10 protein-coding genes are annotated in these 12,551 nt (G+C 72.9%); 4 read left to right on the top strand and 6 right to left on the bottom strand.

What is annotated here, in order from left to right; translation table 11 throughout:
• Positions 1-117: 117 nt before the first annotated feature.
• Positions 118-618 carry a hypothetical protein gene (locus ACLJPL_RS23865; protein ID WP_026242033.1) on the bottom strand — a complete coding sequence of 167 codons (501 nt, stop codon included), beginning with the start codon at positions 616-618 and terminating at the stop codon, positions 118-120.
• A gap of 238 nt (positions 619-856) precedes the next feature.
• On the opposite strand from ACLJPL_RS23865, the gene ACLJPL_RS23860 reads away from it, so the two are divergent.
• Complete coding sequence (locus ACLJPL_RS23860) at positions 857-2,443, top strand: hypothetical protein (RefSeq protein ID WP_411082950.1); 1,587 nt, start codon at positions 857-859, stop codon at positions 2,441-2,443.
• A gap of 89 nt (positions 2,444-2,532) precedes the next feature.
• Here ACLJPL_RS23860 and ACLJPL_RS23855 read toward each other — a convergent pair whose 3' ends face one another.
• The 4 genes from ACLJPL_RS23855 to ACLJPL_RS23840 are packed head-to-tail and all read right to left on the bottom strand — an operon-like array spanning position 2,533 to position 6,525.
• Complete coding sequence (locus ACLJPL_RS23855) at positions 2,533-3,699, bottom strand: thiolase domain-containing protein (RefSeq protein ID WP_411082949.1); 1,167 nt, start codon at positions 3,697-3,699, stop codon at positions 2,533-2,535.
• Positions 3,692-4,744 (bottom strand): thiolase domain-containing protein, encoded by a 1,053-nt coding sequence (locus ACLJPL_RS23850; protein WP_411082948.1) that lies wholly within the window; start codon positions 4,742-4,744, stop codon positions 3,692-3,694. Before ACLJPL_RS23850 ends, ACLJPL_RS23855 begins: the two co-directional genes overlap by 8 nt.
• Positions 4,745-5,701, bottom strand: coding sequence for a Zn-ribbon domain-containing OB-fold protein (locus ACLJPL_RS23845; protein WP_411082947.1), 957 nt, complete (start codon positions 5,699-5,701; stop codon positions 4,745-4,747).
• 23 nt (positions 5,702-5,724) lie between these two features.
• On the bottom strand, positions 5,725-6,525 hold the full coding sequence (locus ACLJPL_RS23840) for a crotonase/enoyl-CoA hydratase family protein (protein ID WP_411082946.1): 801 nt from the start codon (positions 6,523-6,525) through the stop codon (positions 5,725-5,727).
• Between the two features lie 166 nt (positions 6,526-6,691).
• Between ACLJPL_RS23840 and ACLJPL_RS23835 the strand changes: the two genes are divergently transcribed.
• Positions 6,692-8,311: an acyl-CoA synthetase gene (locus ACLJPL_RS23835; protein ID WP_411082945.1), complete on the top strand. Its 1,620-nt coding sequence runs from the start codon at positions 6,692-6,694 to the stop codon at positions 8,309-8,311.
• A gap of 249 nt (positions 8,312-8,560) precedes the next feature.
• Entirely contained in the window at positions 8,561-9,424 is an 864-nt protein-coding gene (locus ACLJPL_RS23830) for an MBL fold metallo-hydrolase (RefSeq protein ID WP_411082944.1), read from the top strand.
• A gap of 41 nt (positions 9,425-9,465) precedes the next feature.
• Here ACLJPL_RS23830 and ACLJPL_RS23825 read toward each other — a convergent pair whose 3' ends face one another.
• On the bottom strand, positions 9,466-10,986 hold the full coding sequence (locus tag ACLJPL_RS23825; RefSeq protein WP_411082943.1) for an alpha/beta fold hydrolase: 1,521 nt from the start codon (positions 10,984-10,986) through the stop codon (positions 9,466-9,468).
• 193 nt (positions 10,987-11,179) lie between these two features.
• Between ACLJPL_RS23825 and paaK the strand changes: the two genes are divergently transcribed.
• Complete coding sequence (paaK, locus tag ACLJPL_RS23820; protein ID WP_411082942.1) at positions 11,180-12,475, top strand: phenylacetate--CoA ligase PaaK; 1,296 nt, start codon at positions 11,180-11,182, stop codon at positions 12,473-12,475.
• The last annotated feature ends 76 nt before the right edge of the window (positions 12,476-12,551 follow it).

Raw genomic sequence — 12,551 nt, 5'->3', positions numbered from 1 at the left:
CCATCCGTGTCAACGCACATTTCCGGACGCGTTCCGGGCCGGGATCGACATCACCCCGGCGGTCCGGGCATGAAAAAAGGCCGCCCGGCATATGCGGGCGGCCTATGCAGATACGTTTCAGCCCTGCTGGAACAACTCTGCGGGAAGGGGCTTGAGGAGGGTGTACAGATCGTCGGTGATGGGACGGTCCCAGCTGGCGATGGTCACGAGCACACCGTCGCTGCGGTCGAACTGGACGCAGGCGATGCGGCTCTCCGAGAGCTTCACCCGGCGGACGATCAGCAGATTGTCGCCCTGCATCACGGGGACGTCCTCGCTGCTGACGACCTCGATCGGCTCGTCGTTCTCCAGGGCCAGCAGCAACTGCGCGACCTCGAAGGGAACCTGGCCGTCCTCGGTCTCGCGGGCGGGCGAACCGGCCGGGAGATTGCCGATGATCATGGCCGGGCCGCGGCCGCCGTACAGGTCGTAACGGAGGAAGACGCCCTGACAGCTGCCGTCGGGCGCGGGGAGCAGACCGGCGCCGAGGTTGCCGGGCCAGTCCCCCGGGTCCATGGCCAGGACGTCGAAGTCCGGGCCCGCGGGTGTTGCGGCGCTACGGCGGCGGAGGAAGGACATGCAGCCATGTTACGTGGCCGGGCTCACGTTGCGGAGCCGGGCCCGGGACGGGAACGCCGTACGCACGGCCCTCCGGTGGCCGAGAAGCGCCGCACCACCTGAAGGAGTGGATCGAGGCGAATTCGTCCGCTCGAAGGGCTCTTGCCGCATACCGTTGGATCCACCGCCGTGCCCGCCCGTCGTGGCAGCGGCACGTGCGGGTACGGCGACGCATCGGAAGCGGAGGGGACGGCACAGCATGACGGTGGAGGCCACGGCGAACGGGGCGGAAGACCGACTGGTGGGACGCGAATGGATGGTGCGGGTGGACGCGGCCGACCGGGGCGGTGCGGCGGTGCGCGTCTCGTGCAGCCGTCCGGCCTGCGCGCCCCGGCTCCTGCCGTCCGCCGCCGCCGGCCGCGCGGCCGCGGTCGCGCACATCAAGACCCATCTGCAGGCCGCCGCCGAGCCTCGGGCCGGGGCGTTCTGCGTCTGCAAGGCCGAGGACTGCCGCCTGCACATCCAGCCCGCCGGCCCCCGCGACCGGGGCACGCCGTGGCGGTGCGGAGGCCCGGTCGTGCTGGCCGTCATCTCCGACCGGCAGGGCCGCTGGTGGCGGGCGATGGAGTGCTGTGCGCGCTGTGCGGCCGCTCACCCCTCCGCGAAGATCGTCGCCACCGCCACCGGCGGACCTGCCCCGGCGGCCGGAGCCCACTCCGCCGCGCGCCGCCCGCCCGGCGTCGCCGCGGCCGCCCCGCAGTTCTCCCACGCCCCCGCGTCCGGGTCGGCCACCCCGGCCGCACCGGCCACCCCGGCCCCCCCGCGGAAGGTGCCCGCTTCCCGCTCCGCGAAGACCCGGCGCACCCCGCGGCACGGGAAGATCGCGCAGCGGATCGTGCCGCACGACATGCACCCCGTCGCCCTGCGCGAGGAGCTGATGGAGCTGGGCGACCTCTTCCGCGCCTACCAGCAGCGCAGCGAACCCGACCTCGCCGAGCTCGCCGAGCTCCACGCCCGCAAGGCGAGGGCGTTCACCACCTGGGCGGAGGTCACCGGCGAGACCGAGCTACGGCTCGAGGCGGGGCGCGCCGAGCAGGCGGCGGCCGCCGCACGCCTCCAGCACCAGCACCGCACCGGCCTCAGCCCGGTCGGCGAGGGGCAGGTCACGAGCCGTCTGCTGACCTCCGCCACGCACTGGGAGCACGTGCGGACGATCTTCGCGCACGTCGCCGATCACACCCCGCTGCCCGGCCCGGAGGCCCGTCTGATGGTGGTGATGCTGACCCTGCGCTCGGCGCTCACCGGCACCGGCAACCTGGTGGGGCAGGACGTGCGGGGGCTGCCCCTGACGGACCCCGAGGAGCTGATCGACCGGCTCGTGGACTGCGGCTGGCTGTCCATCCCGTGCACCGCCGACGATCTGCTCGAGTCCCGCCCGGAGAGCCCCACCCCGATCACCATCTCGACCCTGACGCCCGACGACAGCGGCCGGGGACCGTTCGACTTCGGCAGGAAGACACGCCCCAAGCTCAGCGGATGGGCCCAGAAGGTCGTCGGCGACAAGAAGCTCCGCAAGAAGAAGACCGGTGCCGGTACCCGGCTGCTGGCCCTGGCCCTGGCCGTCCGGACCAGTGCCGACGGACGGCTGGGGGCCGAGGGCCAGGGCGTCGATCTGGCGGCCCTCGCCTCCTGGTGCGCCGTCGACGCCGGGGAACTGGAGCCCATGGTGGAGCAGTTGACGGCGGCGGACTGGCTCACCGAGGCGGAGATCGGCGACGGCCGCCTCACCGGCCGGCTGACCGAACGCGTGCTGCCGCTCAGCTGCCCCCTGGCGTCCGGCGACTGACACGGTGAGCGGGCCGCCCCCCGGGGGCCGACCGGCCGGGGTGATCCGGTCCCCCGCCGGGGCCCACCGGACCACCCCGGGCCACCGGCTCACCCCGGCGGCGGCTCCGATCCCACGAGCCACATGGCGAAGAACTGGGCCCCACCGCCATAGGCGTGGCCGAGCGCCTTGGCCGCCCCGTCGATCTGGTGCTCGCCCGCCCTCCCCCGCACCTGGAGGGCCGCCTCGGCGAAGCGGATCATGCCGGACGCGCCGATGGGGTTGGTGGACAGCACACCGCCGGAGGGGTTGACGGGGAGGTCTCCGTCGAGTTCGGTGACGCCCGCCTCGGTGAGCTTCCAGCCCTCCCCCTCACCGGCGAAGCCGAGGTTCTCCAGCCACATCGGTTCGTACCACGAGAAGGGGACGTAGATCTCGACGGCGTCGATCTCCCGGCGCGGGTCGGTGATCCGGGCCTGCCGGTAGACGTCGGCGGCGCAGTCCTTGCCCGCCTGCGGGGAGACGAAGTCCTTGCCGGCGAAGAGCGTCGGTTCGCTGCGCATCGCGCCGCCGTGCACCCATGCGGCGGGGTGGGGCGCGCGGGCGGCCCCGTCCCGGTCGGTGAGGATCATCGCGCAGGCCCCGTCCGAGGAGGGGCATGTCTCGGAGTAGCGGATCGGGTCCCAGAGCATGGGGGCGGCCTGGACCTTCTCCAGGGTGATGCCGGTGTCGTGGATGTGCGCGTAGGGGTTCTTGAGCGCATTGCGCCGGTCCTTGTACGCGACGAGGGAGCCGACCGTGTCGGGGGCTCCGGTACGGCGCATGTACGCGCGCACGTGCGGTGCGAAGAAGCCGCCCGCGCCGGCCAGCAGCGGCTGCTGGAACGGGACGGGCAGGGAGAGCCCCCACATGGCGTTGGATTCGGACTGTTTCTCGAAGGCGAGGGTGAGGACGGTCCGGTGGACGCGGGCGGCGACGAGGTTGGCGGCGACGAGCGCGGTCGAGCCGCCGACCGATCCCGCCGTGTGGACGCGGAGCATGGGTTTGCCCACGGCTCCCAGCGCGTCCGCGAGATACAGCTCGGGCATCATGACGCCCTCGAAGAAGTCGGGGGCCTTGCCGATGACGACGGCGTCGATGTCGCTCCAGGTCAGGCCGGCGTCCTCCAGGGCGCGGAGAGCCGCCTCGCGGACCAGTCCCGCGATGGAGACGTCGTGCCGGGCGGCGACGTGCTTGGTCTGGCCGATGCCGACGACGGCCACGGGCTCCTTAGGCATGAGCGCTCTCCCCTTCCAGGACGGCGACCAGGTTCTGCTGGAGGCAGGGCCCGGAGGTGGCGTGGGCGAGGGCCCGGTCGGACTCGCCGCGGTGGATGCGGGCGGCGGCCTCGCCGAGCCGGATGAGGCCGGCCGCCATGACGGGGTTGGCGGCGAGCGCCCCGCCGGACGGGTTGATCCGGGTATCGTCGCCGAGTCCGAGGGCCTTGCGCAGGACGACCTCCTGCGAGGTGAACGGGGCGTGCAACTCGGCGGTGTCGACGGGCCGTTCGAAGGCTCCGGCGTGCCGGGCCGCGAGCCGTGCGGAGGGCGACTCGGTCAGGTCGCGGACGCCGAGGCTGTGGGCCTCGATACGGTGGTCGATGCCCCGGATCCAGGCGGGGCGCGCGCACAGGGCGCGGGCGGTGTCCCCGGCGGCGAGGACCACGGCGGCCGCGCCGTCGCCGATGGGCGGGCAGTCGCCGGTGCGCAGCGGGTGCACGAGGTAGTCGCCGGCGGGGACGTCTCCGGTGAGCTGGGCGTACGGGTTGGCGGTGGCGGCGGTGCGGCTGCGGGCGGCGACCTGGGCGAGGGCCGCTTCGTCGGTGTCGCCCGCGTCGATGAGCGCCCGCGCCTGGAGGGCGGCGAGCGCGACGGAGTCCGGCCAGAGCGGGGCGAGGTAGTAGGGGTCGAGCTGGCGGGTGAGGACGTCGCGGACCTCGCCGGGCGAGGACTTGCCGTACGAGTAGACGAGCGCGGTGTCCGCCTCACCGGTCATGATCTTCACCCACGCCTCGTACAGCGCCCAGGCCCCGTCCATCTCGACGTGGGACTCGGAGATCGGCGGGTGGGCGCCGACGCCGTCGAGCGCCATGGTGAAGGAGAAGGCGCGTCCGGCGAGGTAGTCGGCGGAGCCGGAGCAGGTGAACCCGATCTCGTTGGCCTTCAGGCCCGTCGCCTCCAGGACTTCGTGGAGGACGGGCATCAGGAGGTCGACCTCGGTGAGGTCGTCGGTACGCCGCCGGTGCGCGGTCTGGGCGAAGGCGACGATCGCCACGTCCGGCATCTACACCAGCTCCTTGTACGTGTCGTAGTCGGCGTCGGGTTCTCCGGTGGGCCGGTAGTGGTCGGGGTGGCGGGCGCCCTCCGCCCAGACGGGTTCGACGCGCAGGCCCATGCGGACCTGGTCGTACGGGATGCCGGCGATGCGGCCGTGCAGGGCGAGGTCTGCGCCGTCGAGGGCGATGTGGGCGTAGACGTACGGGACTTCGATGTCGAGATTCGCCGTGTGAGCGGCTTTGATGTTGACGATGCAGAAGGTGGTGACGGTGCCGCGCGGGCCGACCTCGACCTCTTCACCGGTGGCGATGCCGCAGGTGGGGCAGGCTCCGCGCGGCGGTACGTAGACCTTGCGGCAGGCGGGGCAGCGTTCTCCGACAATGCGGTGGCCTTCGAGGGCCTTGAGGTAGGCGCTCTGGGCGCGGCCGGGGGTGTGGACGTAGTCGAGGCGGGCGGGGGCGACGACGCCGGTGACGGGTTCGGGGAACTCCCCGTCGTGCGCGGCCGGTTCGGTCGGGCCGGGCTCACCTTCGTACGGCTCGAAGCAGGCGATGTCGGTGATGGCCCCGGTGCGGGTGGCCGTCCAGCGGATCCGGACCCGCATCCCGGTGCGCACGGCGTCGGGTCCGGGGGCGTCCAGGGCGTGCAGGAGCGCGGTGTCGGCCCCGTCGAGGCGGACGAGCACCCAGGCGAACGGGGTCTTTAGCGGCTGGTCGCGGCGCGGGGACGGGTTCCAGGCCCAGGTGGTGACGGTGCCGGTGGCGGCGACCTCGACGAGTTCGCGGAGTTCGTTCGCGGTGACGGGGTCGTACTCGACGGGCGGGACGAGGACCTTGCCGTCGTCCGTGCGGACCCCGAGGACGGTGCGTTCGCGCAGCCCGGTGAGGAAGGCGCTCTGGACGGGGCCGAGGGAGCGGGTGAAGGGGAATTCGACCACCAGCGGTGCGCTGAGGACGTCGGTCATGGCTTACTCCAAAGGCTCAGCGCTCAGGCGCGCCGGTAGACGGGCGGGCGCTTCTCGGCGAAGGCGCGCGCGCCCTCCTTGGCGTCCTCTGTGGCGAACACGGGCCAGCCGCGCTTGAGTTCGGCGGCCAGGGCCTCGCTCTCGGTCAGCTCCGCGCTCTCGTAGACGGAGGCTTTGACGGCCTCGACGGCGAGCGGTCCGCAGGCGTTGATCCGCTCGGCGACGGCGAGGGCCTCCTCCAGGGCGGCGCCGGCGGGTACGACGCGGCCGACGAGCCCGATGGCGGCGGCCTCTTCGGCGGTGTACGGGCGGCCGGTGAGGAGCATTTCGAGGGCGTGGGTGCGGGGGATCTGGCGGGGCAGCCGGACGGTGGAGCCGCCGATCGGGAAGAGGCCGCGCCGGACCTCGAAGAGCCCGAAGACGGCGTCCGCTCCGGCGATGCGGATGTCCGTGCCCTGGAGGATCTCGGTGCCGCCGGCGACGCAGGGGCCTTCCACGGCGGCGATCACCGGTTTGCGCGGGCGGTGGTGGCGCAGCATCGCCTTCCAGTGGAGGTCCGGGTCGGCGGTCATCCTCTCCCGGTACTCCTCGCCCTCCATCCCGTCGCCCGCCAGCGCCTTGAGGTCCATCCCGGAACAGAACGCGCCGCCCGCCCCGGTCAGGACGACGGAGCGCACCCCGTCGTCCGCGTCGGCCGCGAGCCACCCGTCGTACAGGCCGACGAGCATCGGCAGCGACAACGCGTTCCTGGCCTGTGGTCTGTTCAAGGTGAGCACCAGCGTGGCGCCCCGGCGCTCCACGGTGAGGTGTTCCGTACCGCCCATGACGAACTCCCGTCTCCAGACCTGGAACAGGTTGCAGTAGGCGGGGTCGCAGTTCAATAGTTTTCTGACAGTCAGTCAGATTCTTTCGACGCCGCCTCTTCCCACTTGTGCCGCCCGGCGCTCTAATGACGGCCGAGTCGCCAGTCATCCGGGGTCAGGAGGAACGGTGGAGTACAACCTTGCCGACCTGTTCGAGTCGGTCGTCGACGTGGTCCCCGACCGCGAGGCGCTCCTGTACGTCGACCATCCCGGTACGGGCGCCGAGCGGCGTCTCACCTACGGCCAACTGGACGCCGCCGCCAACCGGATCGCCCATCACCTCATCGACGCGGGGCTCCGTCCGGGCGAGCACCTGGGGCTGCACCTCTACAACGGCGTCGAGTACCTCCAGACGGTCCTGGGGGCGTTGAAGGCCCGGCTGGTGCCGGTGAACGTCAACTACCGTTACGTGGAGGAGGAGCTGGTCTACCTCTACCGGGACGCGGACCTGGCGGCGCTGGTCTTCGACGGCGAGTTCGACGAGCGGGTCGCGGCGGCGTCCGCGCAGGCTCCGGCCCTGCGCCACCTGGTCCGGGTGGGGCCGGCGGCCGCGCCCGTGGGCCTGGAGGCCGTTCCCTTCGCCGATGCCGAAGCGTCCGGCTCACCTTCACGCGGCTTCGAACCGCGTTCCGCCGACGACCAGTTCATCATCTACACCGGCGGCACGACCGGGATGCCGAAGGGCGTGATGTGGCGTCAGGAGGACCTGTTCTTCTCCGGCCTGGGCGGGGGCGCGCCGACCGGCGAGCCGGTGAGCAGTCCTCGGGAGCTGGCGGAGCGGGTGGCGGCGGGCGGCGACGGCATCACCTTCTTCCCCACTCCCCCGCTGATGCACGGCACCTCGACGCTGACCGCGTTCATCGGGTTCAACTTCGGCCAACGCGTGGTCATCCACCGCAAGTTCGTCCCCGAAGAGGTGCTGCGGACGATCGAGAGGGAGAAGGTCACCAGTGTGTCGCTGGTCGGCGACGCGATGCTGCGTCCGCTGATCGACGCCCTGAACGGGCCGCTGCGCGGGACGGACTGTTCGTCGCTGTTCTCCGTCTCCAGCTCCGGCGCGATCATGTCGGATTCGGTGCGGGCGGAGTTCCAGGGGCTCGTGCCGACCGTGCTGCTGCTCAACAACTTCGGCTCGTCGGAGTCCGGCTTCAACGGTACGGCGACCGCCGACTCGGGCCCCGAGCGAGGGTTCCGGGTCCAGGTCAACACCCGTACGGCGGTGGTCGATCCGGTGACGTACGAGCCGGTGGCGCCGGGCGAACCGGGCCGCATCGCGCAACGCGGCCATGTCCCGCTCGGCTACTACAACGACCCGGCCAAGACCGCCGACACCTTCTTCCGCAAGGGCGACGAGCGGTGGGTGCTGCTGGGCGACATGGCGACCGTGGACGCGGAGGGCATCGTCACCGTGCTGGGCCGGGGCTCGCAGTGCATCAACACCGGTGGGGAGAAGGTCTATCCGGAGGAGGTCGAGCAGGCCCTCAAGTCCCACCCGGACGTGTACGACGCGCTCGTCGCGGGCGTGCCCGACGAACGCTGGGGCAACCGGGTCGCGGCCGTGCTCGAACTGCGCGAGGGCGCACCGGCGTTGGACCTCGCGGCGGTGCAGGCGCACTGCCGCACCCGGCTCGCCGGGTACAAGATCCCCCGTGCCCTGGTGCTCGCCGACCGCATCCAGCGCTCCCCGAGCGGCAAGGCGGACTACCGCTGGGCGAAGGCGGTGGCGGCGGGCGCGGCAGAGGGCTGAGCCGGGCGCGTCTCCCTCCGGCGGGCCGGCGGCTCGGCGGACCGCCGGGGGCGTTCGCGACGAGCTCGCGCGGCGTACGCGGAGCACCGGACGGCGTCGCCGCCGTCCGGGCCGCCGGGGAGCGCGTCGACCGCAGGGCCTACGGTCGACTGACGCGAACCCATCGCCTCAGCTCGGGAGGGAACTACCCCTGTGATCAGGTCATCACGGCCAGGCCCGGCCGCCCCGCACCCCATCCCCTCGTGGTCCGTGGGCGACCACACCGTCCGGCGCATCGACGAGACGGCCCTGCCGCCGGAAACCGGCCCCTGGCTGCTCCCCGGCGCGACCGCCGGCCTGGTGGCCCGAACGCCCTGGCTGCGCCCCGACTTCGCCGACGGGCAAGGCGTTCTCCGCCTGGCCAGCCACACCTTCGCCGTCGAGGTGGACGGGGCGCGGATACTGGTCGACACGGGCATCGGCAACGGCAAGCAGCGGGCCAACGCCGCCTGGCACGAGCTCCGCAGCGACTACGCCGAGCGGCTGGGGGCGGCGGGCTTCGCCCCGGAGAGCGTCGACCTCGTCGTCCTGACCCATCTGCACACCGACCACGTGGGCTGGAACACGCGGGACGAGGGCGGGACATGGGTGCCCACGTTCCCCAACGCGCGCTATCTCACCGCCCGGACCGAATGGGACTACTGGGCCGACGCCGAGATGGACGGGCCCCGGCGGCAGATGTTCCGGGACTCCGTGCACCCCGTCTGGGAGGCGGGGCTCCTCGACCTCGTCGACGTCGCGGACGAGGGTACGGACATCGCCCCGGGCGTTCGCCTGCTGCCGGCCCCCGGGCATACGCCGGGGCAGGTGGCGGTGGAGCTGAGCAGCCGCGGCGAGAAGGCGCTCGTCACCGGCGACAGCATCCACCACCCCGTCCAGCTGTCGCATCCCGGGATCTGCAGCTGCGCGGACATCGCGCCGGACCTCGCGGCCAGGACCCGGCGCCGGCTGCTCGACTCGCTCGCCGACACCCCGGCCCTGCTGCTGGGGACCCATTTCCCGCCGCCCACCGCCGGATACGTGCGGCGCGCGGGCGACGCGTACCGGCTGGTCCCGGCCCCGCCGCACCACTGATGACCCCACCGGACCGCTGACGTCACGCCGGACCGCTGACGTCACACCAGGCCGAACGACCTGATCGCCGCGAGGAACGCGTCCGGCCGGGTGGTGTGGACGAGGTGGCCCGCCTCGACGGTGACGAACGCGGCGCCGGGGATCGTCTCCGCCAGTCGGGCTAGCTGCCCCTGGTCGATGTGGCTGTCGCGTCCGCCGCCGATGACCAGGGTCGGGGCGGTGATCTCCGACAGCCGTTCGCGGGCCGCGGGGTCGGGGTCGTTCAGCTGGGCGTCGGTGTCCGGGACCACGGGCCAGTCGAAGTCGCTCTCGCCCTCGGGGCGCACGGCGGGCGGGCGGGGCGTGCTCAGCGGGAGGAGCGTCGGGGCGTCCTCGATGATCAGCCGCCCGATGAGGCCGGGCACCCGCTGGGCGAGGAGGTAGGCGGCCACCCCGCCCATGGAGTGCCCGACGACGGTGGCGCCGGCCAGGTTGCGGGCCTCCAGGAAGGCGTGCAGGTCGTCGCGGAACAGCTCGAAGGAGTAGCGGCCGGGCCAGTCGCTCAACCCGTGGCCCCGGAAGTCGAAGGCGTACACGCGGTGTTCGGCGGCCAGCTCCTCGGCGATCCGGGTCCAGGTGAGGGAGGAGCCGCCCCGGCCGTGGAGGAGGACGACGGGCGGCGCGGAGGGCTCGCCCCACACCCGGTACGCGAGCCGGACGCCGCCCGCCCGCACGCTGAGGACGTCCCCGTCGAGGAAGGCCGCCACGGTACGGGAGAAGGCTCCCGGGTCGTCGAGCCACGGGAAGTGCCCGGCGCCCCGCTGGACGGCGTGCTCCCCGTGCGGGAAGAGCGCCGCGAGCTCCGTCGCACGGTCCGGGCTCGGGTGCCCGTCGTACTCCCCGGCGAGCACGAGCACCGGCGCGGCCAGCTCGCGCAGGGCCGGCACGGTGGCGGCGGGGTCGTACGCGCCCTCGTCGAAGCGGCCGCGCGCCTCGGGGTTGGTCTGCCCGGCGGAGGCCGCGGCGTGGGCCCGGGCCGCGTCGTCCCAGCGGCCGTAGGTGAGCGGCCGGACGGCGGGCCACAGCTCGGCGAAGGGCCCGCCGGCGAGCAGCGCCTCCTGGGCGGCCCGGGCCTCGGCGTACCAGGGTTCGCCGCCGCGCAGTGCGGCGGCCTCGCGGAGATCCTGGTCGGTCACCTCGATGCCGGCGGCCCGGGGGGAGGGGGTGATCAGGGTGAGGGTGCGCAGCCGCTCCGGGTGCCGGGCGGCGTACAGCTGGGCCAGGTTCGCGCCCGCGGAGTGGGCCAGCAGATCGATCCGGTCCAGGCCGAGGTGTTCGCGCAGCGCCTCCACGTCGTCGACGAGGCGGTCGCAGCGGTACGTCGCGGGGTCGTCGGGCACGGCGGAGTCACCGGTTCCGCGCAGGTCGAGCAGGACCAGCCGGCGGGTGGCGGAGAGCCCGCCGAGGTCTCCGAGGTACGCGCTCGCCCGCATCGGTCCGCCGGGCAGGCAGATCAGCGGCTCCCCCTCCCCCACCAGGTGGTAGGCGAGGCGGGTCGTGTCGTACGCGGAGAAGGTCGGCATGGCGTCCATCCAAACAGCAACCCGCGGCCGGACGCACCGGGCTTCGCCGCCGGCCGGTTTCCCGGTGAACCCGCGGGCCGGTCGCGGGTGATCCGTGCGCCCCTCTTGCCAGCGCCCCCGGCCTCCTGAATTACTGCTCCCAGGAAGATCGACCGAATGATCGGTCGCCCGCTTCGGGAGTGGAAGGGACCTGATGACGCCCATGCTGGACGCGGCGGAACGGCTCGGCCGCGCGGAACTGGAGTCCTTGCAGCTCGACCGGCTCCAAAGGACGCTGCGCCACGCCTACGACAACGTGCCCTTCTACCGGACGGCCTTCGACGGGGCGGGGCTGCGGCCCGAGAACTGCCGTACGCTCGCCGATCTCTCGCGTTTCCCCTTCACCGCCAAGGCCGATCTGCGCGACAACTACCCGTTCGGCATGTTCGCGGTGCCGGAGCGGGACGTACGGCGCGTCCACGCCTCCAGCGGCACCACCGGCCGCCCCACCGTCGTCGGCTACACCGAAGGGGACCTGGACACCTGGGCGGACGTGGTCGCCCGGTCGATCCGCGCGGCGGGCGGCAGGCCCGGCCACAAGGTCCATGTGGCGTACGGATACGGCCTGTTCACCGGCGGGCTCGGCGCGCACTACGGGGCCGAGCGGCTCGGCTGCACGGTGATCCCCGCGTCCGGCGGGATGACGGCGCGCCAGGTCCAGCTGATCCAGGACTTCCGGCCCGAGATCATCATGATCACGCCCTCCTACATGCTGACGCTGCTGGACGAGTTCGAGCGGCAGGGCGTCGACCCGCGCACGACCTCCCTCAAGGTCGGGATCTTCGGCGCGGAGCCCTGGACCGAGGCGATGCGCCGGGAGATCGAGGACCGGTTCGCCATCGACGCGGTCGACATATACGGGCTCTCGGAGGTGATGGGCCCCGGAGTGGCGCAGGAGTGCGTGGAGACGAAGGACGGGCTGCACATCTGGGAGGACCACTTCTACCCGGAGGTCGTGGATCCGTTCACCGGTGAGGTGCTGCCGGACGGCGAGGAGGGGGAGCTGGTCTTCACCTCGCTCACCAAGGAGGCGATGCCGGTGATCCGCTACCGCACCCGGGACCTGACACGCCTGCTGCCGGGAACGGCCCGGAATTTCCGCCGGATGGAGAAGGTCACCGGGCGCAGCGACGACCTGGTGATCCTGCGCGGGGTGAACCTGTTCCCGACCCAGATCGAGGAGATCGTGCTGCGTACGCCCGCCGTCGCCCCGCACTTCCAGCTCCTGCTGACCCGGCGGGGACGCCTCGACGCGCTGACGGTGCGGGCGGAGGCGCGGGCGGACGCGACGGCGGCCGACCGGGAGAGGGCGGCGGCCGCGATCGCGGGGGCGGTGAAGGACGGGATCGGGGTGTCGGTGGGGGTCGAGATCGTGGACCCGGAGTCACTGGAGCGCTCGGTGGGCAAGATCCGGCGGATCGTGGACCTGCGGGAGCCCGGCGCGGGGTAGGGGTCGACTGCGTACGGCCTGCTGAGGGGCCTCTGTTCACATCACCGCAACACCCGTTCCCACTATGCGGACAGCT

The organism is Streptomyces sp. cmx-18-6, assembly GCF_046548915.1.
Lineage (GTDB): Bacteria > Actinomycetota > Actinomycetes > Streptomycetales > Streptomycetaceae > Streptomyces.
This window is presented reverse-complemented; position numbering and strand designations above follow the sequence as displayed.

Coding starts and splice junctions, on each gene's coding strand:
- ACLJPL_RS23865 (WP_026242033.1), bottom strand. CDS start 618: ATGTCCTTCCTCCGCCGCCGTAGCGCCGCAACACCCGCGGGCCCGGAC.
- ACLJPL_RS23860 (WP_411082950.1), top strand. CDS start 857: ATGACGGTGGAGGCCACGGCGAACGGGGCGGAAGACCGACTGGTGGGA.
- ACLJPL_RS23855 (WP_411082949.1), bottom strand. CDS start 3,699: ATGCCTAAGGAGCCCGTGGCCGTCGTCGGCATCGGCCAGACCAAGCAC.
- ACLJPL_RS23850 (WP_411082948.1), bottom strand. CDS start 4,744: ATGCCGGACGTGGCGATCGTCGCCTTCGCCCAGACCGCGCACCGGCGG.
- ACLJPL_RS23845 (WP_411082947.1), bottom strand. CDS start 5,701: ATGACCGACGTCCTCAGCGCACCGCTGGTGGTCGAATTCCCCTTCACC.
- ACLJPL_RS23840 (WP_411082946.1), bottom strand. CDS start 6,525: ATGGGCGGTACGGAACACCTCACCGTGGAGCGCCGGGGCGCCACGCTG.
- ACLJPL_RS23825 (WP_411082943.1), bottom strand. CDS start 10,986: ATGCCGACCTTCTCCGCGTACGACACGACCCGCCTCGCCTACCACCTG.
- paaK (WP_411082942.1), top strand. CDS start 11,180: ATGACGCCCATGCTGGACGCGGCGGAACGGCTCGGCCGCGCGGAACTG.